General features: G+C 66.8%; 1 protein-coding gene. It reads left to right on the top strand.

Annotated elements, in window-relative coordinates; genetic code table 11:
- Positions 1-271: 271 nt before the first annotated feature.
- On the top strand, positions 272-24,697 hold the full coding sequence (locus tag OIE68_RS12790; RefSeq protein ID WP_327099597.1) for a non-ribosomal peptide synthase/polyketide synthase: 24,426 nt from the start codon (positions 272-274) through the stop codon (positions 24,695-24,697).
- The last annotated feature ends 67 nt before the right edge of the window (positions 24,698-24,764 follow it).

Here is a 24,764-nt window from a genome sequence, read left to right as displayed (position 1 = left end):
ATCGGGACAGGGGGTTGGTGGTTGGTGTACCTATTGCAGGCGGCGACGTCTGAATATCGCTTTCACCGGGGAGCGGCTACGACTTCGAGTTGCCATTAGTGAAGTCATTCGCTTCGACCGGCGCATGGCCGCAGTGGGGATGGCCGCTCCGGTGAAGCGCATATGCAATTGCATCTGTAAGTAAGAATGCACTACGGGAAATTCCTGGGCGTGGACGGGGTCTTTGCTGCGCGCTGCCCCTGTGTCTCGGAATTCGAGGAGAGATTAGACGATGAGTCCGAATTCAGCCGCGCATGCCGACCGAGACCCGGATCTGATTCCGCTTTCGAGGGCGCAATACGGAATGTGGCTCGCGAACAACCTGCCCGGCGGCCAGAACGTCAATATCGCACACTACGTCGAGATCGAGGGGCCTATAGACTACGACGCGTTCACCAAGGCGGTGAACGACGCCGGTCATGAGACCGAGTCTCTGGTTGTCCGGGTGGTCGAATCCGGCGGTCACCCGTATCAATTCGTCGATCGCAGCATCGTTTACGACGAACCGTTGCTGGATCTCAGCGCCGCAGACGATCCGTACGCGGCGGCGATGGAATGGATGCGCCGTGACTACAACACCAAGGCCATCGATCTGGCCCGGGACCGACTCGCCGCGACACGGCTCATCCGGCTCGGCGAAGACCGGTATCTGTGGTACGCGCGCGCCCACCATCTGGTGATCGATGGCTATGGCGCGTTCAACGTCCTGAATCGAGTAGCCGAGCACTACAACGCGCTGCTCGAGGGCAGGCCGCCGGCCCGGCTGGTGGCGGCCCGGCTGACGGACATCATCGCGGCGGAGCGCGAATATCGCATGAGCCGCCGGTTCGACACCGACAAAGCGTACTGGCTCGACAAGGTCGCCGATCTGCCGCCGACGACGAGTCTGTCCGGTCGCACCGCCAAATGGGGTGAAGACGACCGCTTCGCCGGTCGGCCGCTGCCGTCGCAGTTGACCGCCATGCTCGACCGTCTCGCCGGCGACCTGCATGCGTCGCCCGCGCAGGTGGTGGTGGCCGCGTTCGCCGCATTTCTCGCCCGCATGACGGACACCGACGATGTCGTCTTGTCGCTGCCGGTGACCGGACGGACGACGATGCGCTTGCGGAACGCCGCAGCGATGTTGGCGAACATGGTGCCGATCCGATTCGCCGTGGACGCGACGACCACCGTGGAAGGGCTGATTCGCGCGTCGGTGTCCGAGCTCGTCCTGGCGATGCGGCACCAGCTCTATCGGTTCGAGGATCTGCGCCGCGATTCCAACGCGTTGGACGCGGCCGCGGCCTCGTTCGGTCCGATCCTCAATATCTTGTTCTTCGATTCCGAGATCCGGCTCGGCTCGGCGATCGGCCACTACCGCGCACTGACGTCCGGGGCACTGGACGACCTACAGCTCAATATGTACCGCTCCGGGGCCGACGCGCCGCTGCTCATCGAATTGCACGGCAACGCCAACCTGTACAGCCAGGACGAACTCGACGTGCACACTGGTCGATTCATCGACTTCCTACATCGCATGATGGACTCGCCCGGCGACACCCGCCTGGCCGACATCCCGCTCGTCGATCCCGCCGAGGAGCGGAGCATGCTCGGCGAACTCGCCGGCCGCGACGGCGCGGTGACCGCTGCGACACTCGTCGATCTGCTGTCGCGACAGGCCGCGGCCACCCCGTCCGCGGTCGCCGTCACGTCGGGTACGACCGCGCTCACCTACCGTGAGCTCGACGAGCGCTCGAACCGGTTCGCCCGCAAGCTCATCGCCCTCGGTGCGGGGCCGGAATCGCTGGTGGCCATCGCGATGCCACGCGATGCCGATCTGATCATCGTTGCTCTCGCGGTGCTGAAGTCGGGCGCCGGGTATCTGCCGCTGGACCTCGCACACCCGCTCGATCGACTCGACTACGTGCTGAACGACGCCGATCCGATCGCTGTGGTGACGAACCGGAGCATGCGCGATCAGGTGCCCGGCGATGCGTGCCCCGTGGTGCTGTTCGACGACGACTCGGGTGTGGAAACCGCTCGTCCGATCACCGATGCGGATCGCATTCGCCCGCTGCGCCTCGACAATGTCGCCTACGTCATCTATACCTCCGGATCGACGGGTCGGCCGAAAGGCGTGCCGATCACCCATCGCGCGGTCGCCTCCTACCTGACGAACGCGTGTACCGAAATCGGAGTGCGCACCGGCGACGTGTGGACGTTATTCCATTCGTTCGCGTTCGACTATTCGGTGTGGGAGATCTTCGGTGCGCTGGTTACCGGCGGCCGGGTAGTTGTGGTCGACGGCCCTGTCACGCGTTCGCCGGACGAGGTCGTGCGCCTGGTGGCGCGCGAGAAGGTGAGCGTCCTCAGCCAAACACCCTCGGCATTCCATCAATTCGCGACGGCGCGACAGCGATATGCGGAGGCCGGGGAGCCCGACGGAGAGGTTTCCCTGCGACTTGGCGTTCTCTCGGGCGAAGCGCTCGATCCGGCGGGTTTGTCGGACTGGTACGAACACAATCCGAACCTGCCCGTGCTGGCCAACAGCTACGGCATCACCGAAACCACCGTCTTCGTCACCTATCTCCGGTTGACACCCGAGGTCGCCGTGCCGGGCGCACCGAGCACGATCGGCCCACCGCTGCCGGGCTTGCGCGTGTACATCCTGGACGAGCGATTGCACCCGGCGCCGCTGGGAGCCTGGGGCCAGATCTATGTCGCGGGAACGCAACTCGCCCGCGGCTACCTCGGCCGCCCCGGGTTGACCGCGGGCCGCTTCGTTGCCGACCCGTTCGGCGAGCCGGGCGAGCGCCTCTATCGCAGCGGCGACGTCGCGCGCCGAAATAGTAAGGGCGAGTTGGAATATCGCGGACGTGCAGACCAGCAGGTGCAGCTGCGCGGGTACCGGATCGAGCTGGACGAGATCCGCAGTGCGCTGCTGAGTCACAGCGCGGTCTCGACGGCGGTCGTCATCGTGCACCTGCCGGGCACGGAAGCGGCCCGGCTGATCGCCTATGTCGTGCCCGCCGCCGACGCGGTCTGCGAGCCCGAGGTGCTGCGCGTGCACGTCGGGTCGATGCTGCCGGAATACATGGTCCCGGCCCACATCGTCGTATTGCCTGCGTTGCCACTGACCGTCAACGGCAAAGTCGACTATCGGGCGCTGCCCGAGCCGGCCGTCGGTTCGGCCGCGTACGTAGCGCCGAGCACCGTCGTCGAGGAGACCATCGCCGACGTCTTCGCCGAGGTCCTGGGCACTCCGCGGGTCGGTGTGCTGGAGAGCTTCTTCGACCTGGGCGGCAATTCGCTCACCGCCACCAGCGCTTCCGTGCGGATCGCCGAGCTGACCCGGTGCGAGGTATCGGTGCGCGACGTGTTCGGCAAGCCGACCGCTGCCGAACTCGCCGCCCATATCGAAGCCGGTCGGCACTCCAGCCGCCCCGCCCTGCGGGCGCAGTCACGCGTCGAGCCGATTCCGCTGGCGCCCGCACAGAACCGGATCTGGCTGATCAATCAGGTCGACCCGGAGTCGGCGGCGTACAACATTCCGCTGGTCCTGCAGCTGACCGGACACCTCGACACGTCGGCACTGCGCTCGGCGCTGACCGACGTGATCGAACGGCACGAATCCCTGCGAACCGTCTATCCCGCCGTAAACGGTCAAGGGACGCAGGTGATCCTGTCGGCCGAGCAAGTCGCCGCCGATCTCGATTCGACCCCGCGGCTCACCAGTCCCGACGATTTCGACAACCGGATCCGCGAGCTGGCTGCGACCGGGACCGACGTCCGCCGACGTCCGCCGATCCGGGTGGCACTGCTCGCATCCACCGACCAGCGCAGACACGTCTTGGTCGTCGTCCTGCACCACATCTGCTGCGACGGATCGTCGCTGGCACCGCTCGCGGCCGATTTCGCGGCGGCCTACCGAGCGAGGTCGCAGGGACACGCCCCGGATTGGCCACCACTGGCCGTGCAGTACGCCGACTACAGCATCTGGCATCGCAGTGTGCTCGGCGACGAAAACGATCCGGACTCGCTCGCGGCACGGCAATTGCGTTACTGGACAGCGCAATTAGTGGGGAGTGCGCGTCCGCTGGAACTTCCCGCCGACCGCCGGCTGCCGGCTCGCCGGTCCATGCTCGCTGACGTCGTCGACACTGTGCTCCCCGCCGAAACCTGCGCCGGGATCGAACGTGTTGCGCGCATGGCGAACGTCACGACCTTCATGGTCGTTCATGCCGCATTGGCCGTTCTGCTCGCCCGGCTGTCGGATTCGGCGGACATCACCATCGGGACGCCGGTCGCGGGTCGCGGCGAGCGCGCGCTGGAACCGCTCGTCGGCATGTTCGTCAACACGGTGCCACTGTGCACCCAGGTGCGCGGCGACGAATCGTTCACAGAGTTTCTGACGCGAGTCAAAGACATCGATATCGAAGCTTTCGCCCACAGCGACCTGCCGTACGAACGCGTCGTCGAAGCGGTCGATCCGATGCCGTCGGCGGCGCATGAACCGCTGTGTCGGGTGTACCTCGCCTTCGACAATATGGACCGCCCGAAACTGGAGCTGTCCGAGCTCACCGTCGAGATCATGGATCCGGGACCGCAACCGGCGAAGGTCGACATCATCATCACCGTCGCCGAGAATGCCAGGGCAACAGGCGATCTCGCGCTACGGGTCAACTACGCGACCGAACTGTTCGATCGGGGAACGATCGAGGAATTCGCCGCGCGATTGAATCGGATCCTCGAGTCGGTCGTGTCGAATCCGCAGCAGCGAGTGGGCAGCGTCGATGTGCTGTCGACGACCGAGCGAGCCGCGTTGGTCCCCGCGTCGGGCGGCCGTGCCGAGGCACCACGGGTGCTGGCGGAGTTGCTGACGGTCCAGGAGCCGGATGCCGTGGCAATCGTGTCGGGAGAACGCACGGTGTCGTACGGGGAGTTGGATGCTCGGTCGAATCAGCTCGCTCAGTTGCTGATCGAGTGGGAGACGGGTCCGGATGATCAGGTCGCGCTGGTGATGGCGCGGTCGGTGGAACTCGTGGTGGGGATGTGGGCGGTGGCGAAGGTGGGTGCGGCATTCGTCCCGGTGGATCCGCGGCATCCGGCCGAGCGAGTCGCACTCATGGTCGCCGATGTTCGGGTGGCATTGACGGTGGAAGCGACCCAGGGCCTGCTCCCGTCCTCGGTCGAGCGGTTGATTCTCGACGATCCGGGCACCGAGATCTGCATCGCGGCGCGATCCCCGGCCGCCGTGACGGAAGCGGATCGGATCCGCGCCTGCCGTGCCTCGAACACGGCGTACGTGCTGTACACCTCGGGGTCGACGGGCGAGCCGAAGGGCGTCACTGTGACGCACGAGGGCTTGGCGAATTTCGCCGCCGAACAACGTGAACGCTATCGGATCGACAGTTCCGCGCGGGTGTTGCAGGTGGCAGCTCCAGGCTTTGACGCGGTGGTTCTGGAGTTGTTGATGGCGCACCCGAACGGAGCGGCCTTGGTGGTGTCGCCGCCGGATGTTTTCGCTGGCGATCGCTTGACGGAATTGATTCGCAAGCAACGGGTTTCGCATGCATTCATTACGCCGAGCGTGCTGGCGACGATGTCGCCTACCGATGTGGATTCATTACAGGTGTTGGTCGCCGGTGGTGAGGCAGTATCGGCGGAAACGGTCGCGGTGTGGAGTCCCGGCCGTCGGTTGTTCAACGGGTACGGGCCGACCGAGACCACGATAATGGTCGCGATCAGTGATCCCCTGTGCTCCGGTGGCCGCGTCACAATAGGCGGCCCGATCCGCGGTGTCGAGGCCTTGGTATTGGACGCGAATCTGCGGCCGGTACCGGTCGGGGTGACGGGACAGCTGTACATCTCCGGTATCCATCTCGCCCGCGGATACCTCGACCGACCCGCGGACACCGCGTCGGCATTCGTAGCCGATCCGTTCGGTGTGGTGGGGGCACGTATGTACCGCACCGGCGACCTGGCCCGCTGGACACCCGAGCGCACCCTCGAATACGTCGGGCGCACCGACTTCCAGGTGAAGATCCGCGGCCAGCGCATCGAACTCGGCGAAATCGAAGCCGTCCTCGCCGGGCACCCAGCGGTGGCGGTCGCGCTGACGGTCAGCGTTGCGACGGAAAGCGGACCGCGGCTTGCCGCCTATGTGACGCCGACAATGGATGCCGTCGACGCCACGGAGCTGATGGCCTATGCCGCGCAACGCTTGCCGTTGCACATGGTTCCGGACGCGGTGACGGTGCTCGACGCGCTGCCGCTGACATCGGTGGGCAAGGTCGACCGTGCCGCGTTGCCTGCACCGGTGTTCGCCGCCGCGACCACCGAGTTCGTCGCGCCCCGCGACGCGGCCGAGCAGATCGTCGCCGATATGTGCGGCGCTGTTCTGGGCATCGATCGCGTCGGCGTCCTCGACAACTTCTTCGATCTCGGCGGCAACTCGCTGTCGGCGACGCGGGTAGCTGCGGGGCTGAGCGCTGTGTTCGGTGTCGAAATTCCCCTGCACACCGTGTTCAACGCGCCGACCATCGCGGCATTCGCGGAGGATCTGCGGGCCATCGACGCCCCCGGGCGGGAACCGCTGATTCCGCAGGAACGCCCGGCGCGGATCCCGCTGTCGCCCGCCCAGGCCCGCATGTGGTTTCTCAATCAGTTCGACACGGGCTCGGCGCTGTACAACATTGCCCTCGTCGTGGACATGTCGGGACCCCTCGACGTGGCCGCCATGCACGCGACGATCGCCGATGTGCTCGACCGGCACGAAGCTCTGCGGACCGTTTACCCGGACAGCGACAGCGGACCGCACCAGTTGATCGTGTCGGTGCAGGCGGCACTACCCCCGCTGGAGCCGGTCGAGGTGGTGGCGGCAGACGTCGAGGCGCACATCGCCGCGGCGGCCGCGGCCGGATTCGATGTCACCCGCGAGGTTCCGTTCCGAAGCATGTTGCTGCGCAGTGCATCCGATCAACACACCCTGGTTTTCATCGTTCATCACATCAGCTTCGACGGATCCTCGCTCGCTCCGCTGGCCGCGGACCTGATGACCGCCTACGACGCTCGCCTGCGGCACGAGGCGCCGCAGTGGTCGCCATTGCCGGTGCGGTACGCGGATTACGCTCTGTGGCAACGGAAATGGCTCGGCACCGAGGACGACCCGAACTGCCCGGCGGCGACCCAGATCGAGTATTGGCGGGCCGCTCTGGCCGATCTGCCCGAAGTACTCGACCTACCCACCGATCGTCCGCGCCCGGCGCGGCAAACGTTCCGCGGTGCGACCGTATCGGCGACACTGCCCGCCGACCTCGGTCGTGACCTGGTCTCCCTGGCCCGCCACCGCGACGTGACGGTCTTCATGGTGCTGCACGCGGCGTATGCCGCACTACTGGCCCGGCTTTCGGGAACCGGTGACATCGCTGTCGGCACGCCCCTCGCCGGTCGCGGCGAACCGGGACTCGAGCGCCTGGTCGGAATGTTCGTCAACACCCTGGTGCTGCGGACGCGCATCGAAGTCGGCGCGGCCTTCCTTGACATCCTGGAACAGATCCGGGCTACCGATCTAGCCGCCTTCGACCACGCCGACATCCCGTTCGAGCGCCTGGTCGAAGTGCTGAATCCACCACGCACGGCCGCACACGCGCCGTTGACGCAGGTGGGTTTCTCGTTCCACAACATCGAGATTCCCACGGTGCAGTTCGAGGGACTGACGGTGTCGGCCCGGATCGCCGATCCAGGTGTGGCCAAATACGATTTGCATCTGAATCTCGTCGACGCCGCGGAGCGTGACGGTGAACCGGGTGAGATGGCAGTCGAATTCAGTTACGCCACAGATCTTTTCGACGAGGCAACGATCATTTCGATGGTCGACCGATTCGTGCTGCTGCTGCGTGCGATAGTCGCCGATCCCGCCCGCGTGGTCGGCGACATAGAGCTGCTGACCGCGCATGAGGCACACGAGCTGGCCGTGCGCGAAACCGGGGGGACGACGCCGCCGTCGTCTGCGACGATCGCGGACCTGTTCGCCGCCCAGGCCGCGACGACGCCGGACAGCGCGGCCGTGCTCGACTCCGAAGACGGCGTGCGACTCAGCTACCGAGAGTTCGCGGCGCGGGTGAATTCGCTTGCGCGTTCGTTGATCGGACGCGGAGTTGGCCCCGAAACCGTTGTGGCCGTGGCGATGCGCCGCTCCATCGACCTGCTGACCACGCTGTATGCGATCCACGCGGCCGGCGGGGCGTACCTGCCCCTGGATCCGGACCACCCGCTCGATCGCGTGCGCACCGTGCTCGCCGCCGCGCGGCCGCGGGCGGTGCTCACCCGTCCGTTCGACGAAGCAAATCTACCCGACGACGTCCCGGTATGGGCATTCGCGGAACTCGATGCCGAGTACCGGGATGGGTCGCCGGTGACGGACGCCGATCGGCTCGAGCCGCTGCATCCCCAGAACCTGGCGTATGTCATCTATACCTCGGGCTCGACCGGAGTACCGAAGGGTGTGGCGGTACCGCATGCCGCGGTGGTCAATCAACTGAGCTGGATGCGCGAGCACTACCGACTCGGCGACGACGTCATGCTCTTGCGGACTCCGGTCACCTTCGACCTGTCCGTCTGGGAGTTGTTCTGCCCCTTGATATGTGGTGCGAAGTTGGTTGTCGCGGGCGCCAACGGGAGCGGCGACCCGGATGCTATGGCCCGGTTGATAGCCGAACATCACGTGACGACAGCGGATTTCGTGCCATCGTTGCTCTCGGTGTTCCACGAGACGGCCGCCGGACGCCAGTTCCCGGACCTGCGGCGCGTGCTGTGCATCGGCGAAGTACTGTCGACCGAAACCGTGCGCCGTTTCCGGGATCTCAGCGACGCGCGCATCGACAACCTGTACGGGCCGACGGAGGCCGCAGTCAGCGTCACCGCGTATCGCATCGACGGCATCGACGGCTCCGCGGTGCCGATCGGGGTTCCCGAGCCGAATGTCATAGCGCATGTACTGGATTCGCGACTGCACCCCGTTCCGGTGGGTGTGACCGGTGAGTTGTATCTGGGCGGCATCCAGCTGGCCCGCGGCTACCACCAACGTCGTGATCTGACGGCGGCGACGTTCGTCGCCGACCCGCTCGACGGCGCGCACGGGTCTCGCCTGTACCGCACCGGCGACCTTGTTCGCTGGGACAAGGGCGGCGCTCTGCGCTATGTCGGCCGCGCCGACGATCAGGTGAAGATTCGCGGGATGCGGATCGAATTGGGCGACATCGAGGCAGCCCTGCTCGCGCACGAACAAGTGACCGTGGCCGTTGCGCGGGTGCATCCCGGCCGTGACGAGCAACGCTTGGTCGGCTACGTGGTGGCCCCAGAGACATTGGACACCAAGCAGATTCGACGCCTCCTGGGGGAGCGCCTGCCGGCCTATATGGTGCCGTCCGCGATCGTCCGGATCGACGCCATCCCGCTCACGGCGAACGGCAAGGTCGATTACCGGGCATTACCTGTTCCGGATCCGAGCGACCACACGGAATACCGAGCGCCGCGAGGGCTGGTGGAGCAAGCCGTCGCCGAGGTCTTCGCCGAACTGCTCGGCCTGCCGACGGTCGGTGCGGACGACGACTTCTTCGACCTGGGTGGGAATTCGCTCGTCGCCACCCGAGCGTTGAGCCGGATCGGCGCCATGGTCGACACGACCGTGCCAGTGCGAATGATGTTCGAGGCGCCCACCGTCGCCGAGTTGGCCGAGCGCATCGCACAGCTGCGGGGGGTGCCCGGTCTGCCCGCCCCGACGCCGAAATCGAGACCGGAACGTCTGCCGTTGTCGACGGCGCAGGCCCGCATGTGGTTCCTCAACCAGTTCGATCCGGCTGCGCCGGGATACATTGTGCCGCTTGCGTTGCGTCTCGATGGAGTGCTCGATGTCGATGCGCTCATGGCGGCCGTCGAGGATGTCGTCGAGCGGCACGAGAGCTTGCGCACCGTGTACCCGGCGGTCGACGGCACGCCCACGCAGGTGGTGCTGGACGCGGCCGATGTCGTCGCGGGCTGGGACCTCAGCCCGCAGCGGATCGAGGAGCCCGAGCTGGCACGTCGGCTGGCCACGTTCTCGACCACCGGATTCGATGTGTCGAAGGGCGTGCCGGTGCGGGTCACGCTGTACCAGCTGTCGGACACGGCCTGGGTGGTCGCGGTGGCCGTGCACCACATCAGTTGCGACGGTTATTCGGTGACGCCGCTGGCCGCCGATATCGTGACGGCCTATCGGGCGCGGGCCGGCGGAAAGCTGCCGGACTGGCTGCCACTCCCCGTCCAATTCGCCGATTACGCTCTGTGGCAGCGCGAGGTGCTCGGCTCGCCGGACGACCCGGATTCGCCCGTGTCCCGCGATATCGCCTACTGGCGAACCCGACTCGCGGGCATACCCGAACTGCTCGAGCTGCCGACCGATCGACCGCGCCCGGTGGAGCAGACCCACCGTGGCGCGGTGATACACGTCGAGATTCCGGCGGACCTGCAGAGCCGAGTGGAGTCCCTGGCCCGGCGTGCCCAGGCGACGACGTTCATGGTGGTGCACACCGCACTCGCGGTGCTGCTGTCACGGCTGTCCGGCAGTGACGACATCACTATCGGCGTGCCACATGCGGGTCGCGGCCACCGGGCGCTCGACCACCTCGTCGGGATGTTCGTCAACACCTTGGTCCTGCGCACCCGCGTCACGCTCGATCAGACATTCACCAGCTTGCTGGATGCGGTGCGGCACAGCGACATCGAGGCCTTCGACCACGCCACCGTGCCGTTCGAGCAGCTGGTGGAAACGCTGAATCCGGCACGGTCGACAGCGCAGACGCCGTTGTTCCAAGTCATGCTCGCCTACCAGAATATGGTGCGGGCGCGCGTGGAACTTCCTGGTCTCACCATCGAGGCCATCGACCCGGGCGACAGTGCCGCGATCTACGACCTGCTGCTCATGATGACGGAGGACCACGGGCCGGACAACGAGCCGACCGGCATGACGCTGCGCCTGACCTATGCCACCGACCTGCTCGACGCGGACTCCGCACAGCATATCGCTGACCGGTTCGTTCGTCTGCTCGACTGCGTCGCGACCGATGCCGAAGGGCCGATCGGTGAGCTCGATCTGCTCGATGCCGCCGAGCGCCAGGTGGTGCTCGAGCGTTGGAACGACACCGGCGGCCCCGTATCAGTGGGCCGAACCCTGGTGGACGCCTTCGATGAACAGGTGGAACGCAGCCCTGATGCTCCGGCGATTCGGCTTCCGGATGGCGATGTGCTGGGCTACCGGGATTTCGCCGCCCGCGTCAATCGGCTGGCCAGGTGGCTCATATCGCGTGATGCAAGGCCGGAAACCGTGGTGGCCGTGGCTATTCGACGCTCGATCGACCTCGTGGCGGCGCTGTATGCGGTGCTCGAGGCGGGTGCCGCATTCCTGCCGATCGACCCGGATCAACCGAGCGAGCGAATCGCCGGTGTACTGGGTGCGGCACGACCGCTGATGGTGCTCACGACATCAGCGGACGGCGACGGACTGCCTGAGGGATTCACCTCCGTTCGCCTCGATCAGCTGGATCTGGCCCGGCTGTCCGGTGCCCCGATCACGGACATGGAACGGTGTGCGCCGCTGCGGCCGGACAACGTGGCCTACGTCCTGTTCACGTCCGGCTCCACCGGCGTTCCCAAGGGGGTTGCCCTGACCCATGCCGCGACCATGAGTCAGCTGGCGTGGGCGCAGCAGCAGTGGCCGCACACCGCGGCCGACCAGGTGCTGTACAAGACTCCGATCACCTTCGATATCGCCGTGTGGGAGTTGTTCTGGCCGTTGCAGATCGGCGCGCACATCGTGGTGGCCGAACCCGACGGGCACCGCGACCCGGCCTACCTCGCGGACGTCATCGCGAGCCGAAATGTCAGCACTGTGCACTTCGTTCCGTCGATGCTCGATGTTCTCCTCGAAGCCGTCGGTGATACCGAATTGCCCTCGATCCGGCGAATATTCGTCGCTGGTGAGGCGCTGGCGCAGCACACCGTCGACGCCGCGGCGCGCGTGTTCACCGCGGCGGAGGTGGTGAACTGGTACGGCCCGGCCGAGGCGGAGGTGGTCACCGCCGTGCGCTGCCTGCCCGGTGCGACGACGCCCGCGACGGTCCCGATCGGCGCGCCTGTATCCGGCATGCGGGTCTACGTGCTCGACAAGCGACTGCGACCGGGGCCGGTCGGTGTTGTCGGCGATCTGTATGTCTCGGGTGTGCAGTTGGCACGCGGTTATTACGGCCGCGCCGACCTGACGTGCACAGCCTTCGTCGCGCATCCGTTCGGCGCGCCGGGGGAGCGGCTGTATCGCACCGGTGACCTGGTGCGGTGGACGAGAACTGGAGAACTGGATTTTCTGGGCCGCAGCGATTTCCAGGTCAAGGTCCGCGGTCAGCGGGTGGAGCCGGGGGACATCGAAGCGGCGGCGTGCGCGATACCGGAGGTTGCTCGTGCTGTTGCTGTCGCGACCTCGGAGCGAATCGTCGCCTACGTGACGCTCGCGCCAGGAGCGGTGACCGATGGTCGCGCGCTTCGCGACCAACTCGCTCGCACGCTGCCGTCGTATCTGGTTCCGGCCGGCGTCGAGGTGCTCGACGAGATGCCGCTCACCGCGAACGGCAAGCTCGACCGAGCCGCATTGCCGCAGCCGATGTTCGATGTCGGGGAGGAATTCGAGCCGGCGCGCACCGAACGCGAAGCGGCACTGGCCGACATCGTCGCCACGCTCACGGGCCGCGGCCGGGTAAGCGTGCGGGCGAACCTGTTCGAGATCGGTGTCGACTCGCTCTCGGCTGCCCGGATCGCCGCCCGCGCCGAGGCGGCGCTCGGTGTCCGAGTCGGTATCCGCGATATCTTCGAGGAGCCGACGATCGCCAGATTGGCAGCACGCCTGGAGCAGCGCCCGCGGTCGTCGCTGTTGCCGCTCGCGCCGCGGCCGCGCCCGGCGACGATCCCGCTGGCGGCGGCGCAACGACGGTTGTGGTTCATCAACCAGTTCGATACCGCCTCAGCCGCCTACAACATCGCTTTCGCGGCACGGTTGACCGGCGCGCTGGACGTCGACGCGTTGCGTGCGTCGTTCGGGGACGTGGTGGCCCGGCACGAGCCACTGCGGACGGTGTATCCCACGGTCGGCGGCGAACCGTGTCAGGTCGTGCGGGATGTGGCGACAGTAGTCGATGGCCTGGCATTGGATGCGGAACCGGTCGCCGACGGGACCCTGGGCGAGCGGATCCGGCGGACCGTCGAGACGGGCTTCGACGTCTCGGCAGCAGTGCCACTGCGGGCGCGACTGTATCGCACCGGCCCTGACGAGCACATTCTGGTGCTGGTCGTCCATCACATCGCCGCCGACGGCTCATCGATGGCGCCACTGGCCCGCGACATATTCGCCGCCTACTGCGCGCAGGTGAAAGACCAAGCGCCGCAATGGAAACCATTGCAAGTCCAGTACGCCGACTATGCGCTGTGGCGGCGGGAGATGCTCGGCGCCGAGGACGATCCGTCGTCGGTGATCGCGCGGCAGATCGCCTACTGGACCGAGGTTCTCGCTGAGGCCCCAGAGTTGCTCGACCTGCCGACCGATCGACCACGGCCTGCGACCATGTCGATGGTCGGTGGCAGTGTCCGCTTCGGCATCCCGCAGCGGCTACACGACGAGGTCGTGCGGCTGGCCCGCCGAGAGGGCGTGACCGTATTCGTCGTGCTGCATTCCGCGCTGGCAATCGTCTTGGCGCGCACCGCGCACACCGACGATGTGTCGGTCGGCACACCCGTAGCAGGTCGCGGCATCCCGGCGCTGGACGATCTCGTCGGCATGTTTGTCAACACCGTGGTGCTGCGCACGCCGGTCCGCGACGACAGGTCGTTCCGGCACCTTGTCGCGGAGGTGCGCGGTGTCGACCTCGAGGCGCTCGCGCACGCGGATCTGCCCTATGAGCGACTGGTCGATCTGCTCGACCGGCCCCGGTCGACGGCGTATACGCCGCTTTATCAGGTGCTGTTCGGGTTGCAGAACACCCCGGCGGCCCGGTTGCAGCTGCCGAACGTCGATGTCGAACTGCTCGATCCCGGTATCGCCCAGGCCAAGACCGACCTCACGGTATTGCTGACCGAACGCTTCGGCGGTGGTCGACCTGCCGGGATCGAGGGCGAAATCATCTATGCCACGGATGTTTTCGTCGAATCGACTGCGGAATCGCTGGCCGAGCGGTTCATCCGCGTCCTCGATGCAGTGGTCTGCGATCCGACGCGGCCGGTGGGCGACATCCCGCTGATCGGCACCGAAGAGGCCGAACGGCTGGTCCCGGCGCGCGGCAGCGCCGCCTCCGCGCCGCGTCTGCTTCCCGATCTGCTGGCCTCGGCCGTGGCAACCACCCCCTCGGCGATCGCCCTGATCGACGGCACCCGGGCCCTCACCTTTATCGAACTCGATCACCGCGCGAATCAGCTTGCGGCACAGTTGCTTTCCTGGGGTGCGGGGCCGGGAATGTGCGCGGCGCTGGCCGTGCCACGATCGGCGGACTATCACGTCGCCATGTGGGCGATCACGAAGACCGGCGCCACCTTCGTACCGGTGGACCTCCGCTATCCGCCGGAGCGGATCGCCTACCTGCTGCATGACTCCGGTGCCGAAGTCGGGATCACGGTCGCGGCCGCGCGCACGTCTCTGCCGGACGGCGTCCGCTGGCTGGTGCTCGACGACCCGGGCACGGCCGCCGACATCGCCGCACGTCCCGGCCATGCCATCTCGGACGCGAATCGTCCACGCGCACTGCGGATTCAGGATGCGGCATATGTGATCTACACGTCGGGTTCGACCGGGACGCCGAAGGGCGTGGTGGTTACCCACGAGGGGCTGGCGGCCTTCGCGGCCGAGCAGCGCGAGCGCTATCGGGTGGACGACACGTCGCGCGTGCTGCAAGCTGCGGCACCCGCCTTCGACGCGGTCCTGCTCGAAGCGTTGATGGCGCACGCCGCAGGCGCGGCGCTGGTGGTGTCGCCGCCGGAAGTGCTCGGCGGCGCAGACCTGGTCGCGCTGATCCGAACACATCAGGTGACGCATGCGTTTCTGACACCGAGTGTGCTGTCGACGATGTCCCCTGCCGCAGTGGATTCGATTCAGATGCTGGCGGTCGGCGGCGAAAAGGCGGCGGAGGATCTGATTGCCGCCTGGGCGGCCGGGCGGCGATTGCACCACATCTACGGTCCGACCGAGACGACGATTGTGATCACGATCAGCGACCCGGTGCACCCGAGCGAGGTGCTCACCATCGGCGGACCGATCCGGGGTGCTGAGGCGGTGGTGCTGGACGCCCGGTTGCGGCCGGTGCCGATCGGAGTAGCGGGGGAGCTGTACTTCTCGGGGGCCGCGCTGGCGCGCGGTTACCTGAATCGCCCGGCGACAACGGCGGGATCGTTCGTGGCGAACCCCTACGGTGCGCCGGGTGCACGGATGTATCGCACGGGCGATATCGTCCGCTGGACGACGCAGGGCACGCTGCAATACATCGGCCGCCTCGATTTCCAGATCAAGATTCGGGGCCAGCGTGTCGAGTTGGGCGAGATCGATGCCGCGCTGCTCACGCATCCGGCGGTCGCCACCGCGGTCACCGTGAGTCGTACGGGGCCCGGCGGGCAACCTGTGCTCGCCGGGTACATCACGACCGAACCCGCAGCGGGCGCCGATCCGAGCGCGGTACTCGATCACGTGGCGGCCGCCTTGCCCGCCCACATGGTGCCGGCGACGATCACGGTGCTCGACCACTTGCCGCTCACTTCGACGGGCAAGGTAGATCGAGAAGCGTTGCCGGAGCCCGGCTTCGAGACCACCGAGGACGGTGCCGCCGCGGCATCGACCGAACTGGAACGCGCCATCGCCGCCGCCTTCGCGGATGTCCTGGCCGTCGCTACGGTGGGCGCGACGACCTCCTTCTTCGCGCTCGGCGGTGATTCCATCATGTCGATCCAGTTGGCCTCGCGACTGAAGTCCGCGGGCATCGGTGTGACGGCTCGAGACATCTTCGAGCGCAAGACAGTTCGCGGACTGGCACAGGTGGCGCAGGCCGCCGAGCGGACGTCGCTCGACGAGCTGCCCGGCGGCGGTGTGGGCGAGATTCCGTTCACGCCGATTGTGTCCTGGTTCGTCGAGCGACTCGGGGCACCGGCTCGGTTCGCGCAGTCGATGCTGGTGCGCTTGCCGCGTGACGCACGGGTCGACGATGTGCTCTCAACCGTGCGGGCGATCGTCGAACACCACGATGTGTTGCGTTCGCGGCTCGATGCCCAACGCTGGGAGGTGCTGCCACCGAGCGCTGCCGATACCGCCGGTTCGGTCTCCGTCCGGACCTTCGGTGCCGCCGAGGCTCCGGGAAGCACCGATTTCACCGCCGTGGTGGAGGCGGCGTCCTCCACCGCCTTCGACCGGCTCGACCCGGCGGTGGGCAGGATGATGCACATCGTGTGTCTGCTGCCCGCAACGGGCGTCGACGCCGAGGCTCGTGCTCTCATCGTGATCCATCACCTGGCCGTCGATGCGGTGTCGTGGCGGATTCTGCTGCCCGACTTCGTGACTGCGTGGCAGCAGATCGCCGAGGGGCGGCCGGTCGAGTTGGCCGCGCCTGGCACCTCTATGCGTCGGTGGTCGGATGCGTCGATCGCCGCCGCGGCAGCGCGCACCGGCGAATTCGAGCTGTGGCATCGGATCTGTTCGGCACCCGATCCGTTGCTCGGGCGTGCGGATTTGGATCCCGCGCTGGACACCCAGTCGACCGTGCGTCAGCTGACCGTGTCGCTTTCGGCCGAAGTGACCTCGGCGCTGCTCGACGAGGTGCCCGAAGCTGTGCGCGGCAGTGTCGACGATGCACTGCTGTCCGCTCTCACCGTGGCCCTGACTCGCTGGCGGCGGCGTCGCGGCATTGCGTACGCGGGCATGAATGTCCTGTTGGAGGGGCACGGTCGCGAGGAGCAGATCGCGGAGGGCGCCGACGTCTCCCGAACCGTTGGCTGGTTCACCACTCGCTATCCGGCGGCGCTCGACCTGAGTGATGTAGATCCCACTGATGTGCGCGCGGCGGTGAAATCCGTCAAAGACCAGCTACGCGGCATCCCGGACAAGGGAATCGGTTACGGCCTGCTGCGCTATCTGAATACTGAGACGGCCGAGCGACTCGCGGTACTGCCGGAGCCGCAGATCAGTGTCAACAATCTCGGGCGAATCGGCGTCGATCTCACGGCATTGCCGGATCTGCCGTGGGTTCCGACCGACGAACCTTTCGACCGACGGGCCGCATTCGATCCGGATATGCCGGCGGCGGCGGTCCTCACGATCGACGTGAACATTGTCGACGCGGCGGCCGGACCTCGGCTGTCGGCATACGTCGGCTACGCCTCGCGGTTGCTCGACCGCGACGACGTGGCCGAACTCGTCGAAGAATGGGTCGATGCCCTGTCCGCCATCGCGGCCGTCGCGAACCAGGACTGGGGACTGAGTCGGGCCGACGTTCCGCTCGCCGACGTCACCCAGCGCGATTTGGACGAGTTCGCCGACCGGTACGGACGATTGAGCGACGTGTGGCCGTTGGCGCCGCTGCAGGCGGGGCTGCTGTTCCACGCCGAGGTTGCCGCGGGCCACCTCGACGTCTACATCGCGCAATCGGTCCTCACGCTGTCGGGCACAATCGACGGGCACCGGCTGGAGCGCGCCGCGCGGGCCCTGCTCGCCCGCTATCCCAACCTGCGGGCCGCCTTCACCCGAACCGCCGAAGGTGTTCCGGTACAAGTGATTCCGGTCGATACCGCAATCCCGTGGCGCAGCATCACGCTGTCCGAGCACACACTGGACCTGGACGAAATAACCGATGCCGAGCGGGCGGCCGGGTTCGATCCGGCTGATCCGCCGCTGCTGCGGTTCGTGCTCGTTATGGTGGGACCGCGAGACTTCCGGCTGATATTGACCGCCCACCACCTTCTGCTCGACGGCTGGTCGCTGCCGCTGCTGTGGCGTGAACTGATCGGCTTGTACGCAGTGGACACACAGCCGCAGCTGTTGCCCGATGCGGTGTCCTACCGCGATTATCTGGAATGGCTGGCTCGGCGCGACCGTATCGGAAGCGTCGAGGTGTGGCGGGACGCGCTGCGCGGTGTCGCCGAGCCCACGCTGGTCGCCGATCGGCACACCGATACGGCCGCGACCATCCCGATCGATCTCCCGGTCGTTCTCGATCCCGACGCGACGGCCGAGTTGGTGGAATTCGCACGGACACACGCGGTGACAATGGCCACGATCGTCCAGTTCGCCTGGGCGGTGGTGTTGAGCAACCTCCTCGGCGCCGACCGCGTAGTGTTCGGCAGCACGGTGTCCGGCCGTCCCGCCGACGTGCCCGGGGTCGAGTCGATGATCGGTCTGTTCATCAATACGATTCCGGTCGTCGTCGAGGTGCACCGGGACCGGACCATCGAGGACGCACTGACTCGATTGCAGGCCGACAACACCCGTCTTCTCGACCACCACTACCTCGAACTACCGCAGATCTTGGGGGCCGTGGACGCTGTGTCCCTGTTCGACACGCTGGTCGTGTTCGAGTCTTACCCGGTCGACAGCAGCGGATTGGGCGACGCCGACATCGAGGGCATGCGGGTGGTCTCGGCGGAAGGTCGCGACGCCGCGCATTACCCGATCACCGTGCAGGCGCACCACACCGACAAACTGCACGTACGCCTGCGCTACCAGCAGGACCGCATAGACGACGAGACGGCGTCCGGTCTCGCCGCCCGGCTCGACATCGTGCTGCGCGCGATCACGACTGATCCGCACGCTCGGCTCGATTTGGTCGATCTGCTGTCCACGGCCGATCGGCGTGAACTGGTGCCCGCCACGGGTGGCAGTGCCGTGTCGCCACAGCTGTCGGCGGAGTTGCTGGCTGCCGGTGTGGACGTGAATCCCGTTGCAGCAGCGCTGCTTTCGGGGCAGCGCACGATGTCCTACGCCGAGTTGGATGCGCGGTCGAACCAGCTGGCTCGGCAGTTGATCGAGTGCGGTGCCGGCCCCGGCGATCACGTCGCGCTGGCGATGGCGCGCTCGGCGGAGTTCGTGCTCGGCCTGTGGGCGACAGCCAAGACAGGTGCGGCGTTCGTGCCGATCGATCCACGCAACCCGGCCGAGCGCGTGGCATATATGCTCGCGGACTCCGGCGTGCGGGTCGCGCTCACCGTCGAGGCATCGCGGAATCTACTTCCCGACGCGGTGCGCACGCTGGTCCTCGACGATCCGGGCACCGAGACCGCGATCGTGGCGAAGTCCGCGGCCGCCGTCACAGACGCCGATCGCGTGCGGACGCCACAGATCCGGGATGCGGCGTACGTGATCTACACCTCGGGATCGACCGGAATCCCGAAGGGCGTCGTGGTCACTCACGAGGGGCTGGCGAATTTCTCCGCGGTAGTGCGTGACCGCTTCGGCGTGGACACCGGTTCGCGCGTGCTGCAGGCGGCCGGTACCGGTTTCGATGTGATGTTTCTCGAAGTATTGCTGGCCCATACGAACGGCGCGTTGCTGGTGGTGGCGGCACCGGACGCGTTCGCCGGCGACGAGCTGGCGGAATTGATTCGGGCGCAACGGGTATCGCATGCGTTCCTCACCCCGAGCGTGCTGGCCACCATGTCACCGGCCGGTATGGATTCGTTGCGAGTGCTGGTCGCCGGCGGCGAGGCGGTGACACCAGAGCTGGTCTCGGTGTGGTCGCCGGGCAGGCGGTTGCTGAACGGATACGGCCCGACCGAAGCCACGATTCTGGCCGGGATCAGCGGTTCGTTGCACCCGGGCCATGTGGTGACGATCGGCGGACCGATCCGGGGCGTCGAGGCCGTCGTGCTCGATCCGTGGTTGCGGCCGGTGCCGGTCGGAGTGGTGGGGGAGTTGTACCTCGCGGGCGTCCAGCTGGCGCGTGAGTATGTGAACCGGCCCGCAGCCACCGCGGGTGTCTTCGTGGCGAATCCCTTCGGCGCGGCGGGGTCGCGTATGTACCGCACCGGTGATCTGGCCCGCTGGACCGCGGACCACGCCGTGGAGTACCTCGGCCGCCGCGATTTCCAGGTCAAGATCCGCGGTCAACGCATCGAACTCGGCGAGATCGAGGCCGTGCTGTCCGAGCATCCCGGGATCGACCACGCGGTGGTCGTGTTGCGCACAGACGAGCACGGCACCGACCAGCTCGTCGGCTATCTGGTCGGCGACGAACACATCGATCCGAGCGAGGTCAAGGCTGCTGCCCGACGTCATCTGCCCGCGCACATGGTGCCCGACGTGCTGATGCCGCTCGCCGAGCTCCCGCTGACCGCGACCGGCAAGCTGGATCGGGCGGCACTACCCACGCCGGAATTCCCGGAGCGGGAATGGGTCGCCCCGAGTACCGACACCGAACAGACCATCGCGGACGTTTTCGGCGACGTCTTGGGTTCCAGCGAAGTGGGCGCGGCGGACAGCTTCTTCGAGCTCGGCGGCAATTCGCTGTCGGCGACGCGCGTTGTCGCGCGATTGTGCACGGCACTCGGCGTGAGCGTCGATATTCGGGACTTGTTCGACGCACCGACAGTCGCCGGACTGGCCGCGCATCTGGCTACCGCCGACCGGAAGGTTGCGGTGCCGCCGACGCCGCGCACCCGCCCAGCTCTGGTGCCGCTGTCCCCAGCACAGCAGCGGATGTGGTTCCTCAATCAATTCGACACCTCGGTCGGCGCGTACAACGTCCCGCTGGTGATCCGGCTGCGGGGCGACCTCGATATCGATGCACTGCGGCACGCGTGCGAGCTGGTCATCGACCGGCACGAGTCGCTGCGAACCAAGTTCCCGATGATCAACGGAACGCCCTGTCAGGTCATGGTCGGCGTCGACGAGGTCGCACCGGCTCTGGCGCCGATCCGAGTCGACGAACAGCATGTGCGGGAACAGGCGGCGGCGGTGGTTTCCGCGGGCTTCGATGTGACCCAAGCACCTCCGGTGCGAGCCGAATTGTTCGCCGTCGGCGACCGCGATCACGTGCTGGCGATCTGCGTGCATCACATCTGCGCCGACGGACAGTCGATGATTCCTCTCGCGCGGGACGTAGCGGTGGCCTACGAGGCGAGCAGGCGAGGGAAACAACCGAACTGGTCGCCCCTTCCGCTCCAGTACGCCGACTACGCGCTGTGGCAGCGCGAGGTGCTCGGCGACGAAAACGATCCGGACTCGCTCGTCTCCCGGCAGCTGCGATTCTGGACCGACAGCCTCACCGGGCTGCCCGAACTGCTCGAGCTGCCGACCGACCTGCCCCGGCCGCCGGTGCCGTCCATGCGCGGCCGCGCGGTCGATTTCGAGCTTTCCGCCGAGTTGCACGCCCGCATCGTTGCCCTCGCCCGCGAGGCGAACGCGACCGTGTTCATGGTCCTGCACGCCGCCTTGACTGTGCTGCTGTCGAGGCTGGCCGACGTCGACGATGTCGCGATCGGCACCCCGGTGGCCGGCCGTGGCGACCGCGAAATCGACGATCTGATCGGCATGTTCGTCAACACGCTGGTGTTGCGGTCGCGGGTGTTGTCGCGGCAGTCGTTCGCCGACCTGCTCGCTACCACCCGCGAGACGGATCTCGCCGCGTTCGCCCATGCCGATGTGCCCTTCGAGGAGATCGTGGAGGCGCTGAATCCGCAGCGGTCGACCGCGCACATGCCGCTCTATCAGGTAATGCTCGATGTCCAGGATCTCAGCGCGGCCGCGTTGGAGCTGGCGGGGCTCACCATCGAACCGATCGAGAACGACTTCGACCAGGCCCGCGCGGATCTGAATGTCAAGCTCGTCGAACGGTTCGGTGCAGGGGGCCGTCCGGATGGCATGGTCGGACGTCTGACCTTCGCCACCGATCTGTTCGTCGAGCAGACGATGACTCGGTTCGCGCACGCGTATACCGGGATCCTGGAGCAGGGGGTCGTGAATCCGGCTGTCGCCGTGGGCGATATCGACATCGTGGAGCCCGACCAGCGGCGCGAGGTGCTGGCCGCTGCCGGAGTCGACGGCGCCGCGGTCGCGGATGTGACCCTGGCCGACCTGTTCACCTCCCGCGTCTCGGCGCAGCCGGATGCGGTCGCTGTGACCGATGGTGTGTCGCAGCTGACCTATGCCGAGCTGGATCGGCGCGCCACCCAGCTCGCTATTCGGCTCACCGAGCGCGGTGTGGGGCCGGAAACCCTGGTGGCAGTGGCGTTGTCGCGTTCGGTCGACCTGGTCGTGGGCCTGCTCGCGGTCGTGCGCGCAGGCGCCGGATATCTGCCGCTCGATATGGCGAACCCGCCGCAGCGATTGCGCTACATCCTCGACGACGCGCGTCCGGCCGCAGTGTTGACCTCTGTCGAAATGGCGAAGGACCTAACGGGATACGCGGCACCTACGCTACTGATCGAAGAATCCCGGTCCGCGGGCCCGGACTGTCCGGTGCCCTCGGCCGCGCGAATGGACAACCTCGCCTACGTGATCTACACCTCCGGGTCGACCGGCACCCCGAAGGGGGTGGCCGTCAGCCATCGCGAAGCCGTCACATTGTTTACCCACACCGCCGAACGATTCGACTTCCACCCCGACGACGTGTGGACGATATTCCATTCGTACGCCTTCGATTTCGCGGTGTGGGAAATGTGGGGCGCCCTGCTGACCGGAGGCAGGCTGGTCGTCGTCGACTACGACACCTCCCGGTCGCCAGAGGCATTGGTGGAACTGTTGGCGCGCGAGCGCGTCACGGTGTTGAACCAAACCCCTTCGGCCTTCTATGGATTCGTCGATGCGGAGCGCCGGTATCGCGGATCCGGTTGCGGCTGCGGCGATCTCGTGCTCCGGTATGTCGTCTTCGGTGGCGAGGCATTGGATGCAGCGCGGTTGACCGGCTGGTTCGAGGCGCATGAGCCCGGATCGCCGCAATTGGTCAACATGTACGGGATCACCGAGACGACCGTGCACGTGACATTCGCCAAGGTCGATGACCCGAGCGAAGCCAGGATCGGATCACCGCTGCCGGGGCTGCGGGTCTATGTGCTCGACGATCGGCTACAACCGGTGCCGATCGGGGTCCGCGGCGAGATCTATATCGCAGGAAGGCAACTCGCGCGCGGTTACCTCCGAGCTCCCGCGTTGACGGCGAGCCGCTTCGTGGCGAACTCGTTCGATCCGAACGGCGGCCGGTTGTATCGGACGGGCGATGTCGGCCGCTGGCGCAAGACCAGCAGCGGGCTGGAGTTGACCTACGCCGGCCGGGGCGACGCACAAGTTCAGTTGCGCGGGTACCGGATCGAGCTGGGCGAAGTGGAGTCGGCGCTACTACGGCATCCGTCGGTGTCGAGGGCCGCCGCGGCGGTGCACCGCCACGAGCGCGACGTCGATCAGCTGATCGGTTACGTTGTCGCCACCGAAGGGCAGCAGATCGATCCGGACCCGGTCCGGGCGGCGGCCGCTGAGGTGCTGACGAGCTACATGGTGCCCTCGGTCGTCATGGTCCTGCCCGATCTGCCGTTGACCATCAACGGAAAGCTGGATCGAAAAGCATTGCCCGCTCCCGATTTCGACGGAGCAGCAAACCGGTTCGTCGCACCGCGGACTCATACCGAGAAAGAGATCAGCGATGTGTACGCGCAGGTCTTGGGAACCCCGCGGGTCGGGGTGACCGACGGGTTCTTCGAGCTGGGGGGCAACTCACTGCTGGCCACCATGGTGGTCACAGAGTTGCGGACTCGTGGTGTGACGATCGAACTGCCCTGGATGTTCCAGGATGCGACTCCACAGGCGTTGGCGCGCAGGACCGACGACTCGGAAGGCGACTCCGGCCTGAAGGTGCTGCTGGCGCTGCGCGCGAGCGGATCCGAGCCAGCGGTCTTCGCCGTGCACCCGGCGGGCGGTTTGGCGTGGTTCTACGGCGGCATCATCGAACACCTGCATCCGGATCGGCCGGTGTACGGGTTGCAGGATCCGCATGTCGTGTCCGGCGAACGACGTGCGGAGTCCGTCGACGAACTGGCCGCACGCTATGTGGTCGAGATTCGCCGAGTGCAGCCTACGGGTCCGTATCATCTGCTCGGCTGGTCGTTGGGCGGACAGATCGCGCACGCTATCGCGGTACAGCTGCAGCGCGACGGTGATCGAGTCGGCATCGTGGCCATGCTGGACAGCGCAGCAGGTGCACCATCGCAACCGGCCACATCCCTCGCAGAGCAGCCCGCACCGGGACGGCTGATGGCCGATCTGCTCGGCGGCTGGCGGGAGCTGTTCGACCTCGGCGACGAGCTGCAGGCGACCACCAACGAGCAGATGTGGAATGTAATCCAGGACCAGGTAATCGCAACCGGACTGTTCACCGCCGAACAGACGGATCGGGTGATGGAGAGCTTCCGAACCGCAAGCGATATCTCCGCCGGTTATCGGCCGAACGTCTTCGACGGCGACCTGGTCTTCTTCACCGCCGGAAAAGACCACGCGGACCACGATTCTCTCGCGCACACGTGGCGGCCCTATGTCAGCGGCGACATTCACAACGTCGTCGTCGACGCCCGCCACCTCGAGTTGAGCCATCCCCATGCGCTGGCCATCGTCGGCCCTGTCCTCGAAAGGTTCATAAAAGAATGCTGACCACTTTCCAGCAACTGCGTCTCGACGACGGCAGAATGGTGACCTGCACGAGCCCGGTCGAGGCCCG

Origin of the sequence: Nocardia vinacea, assembly GCF_035920345.1 — a bacterium.
Taxonomy (GTDB): Bacteria; Actinomycetota; Actinomycetes; order Mycobacteriales; family Mycobacteriaceae; genus Nocardia; species Nocardia vinacea_A.
The sequence above is the reverse complement of the archived record's forward strand: the minus strand, read 5'-3'. Positions and strand labels throughout refer to the sequence as shown.

Bases quoted from the DNA above. Each gene is read 5' to 3' on its own strand.
- OIE68_RS12790 (WP_327099597.1), top strand. From the start codon at position 272: ATGAGTCCGAATTCAGCCGCGCATGCCGACCGAGACCCGGATCTGATT.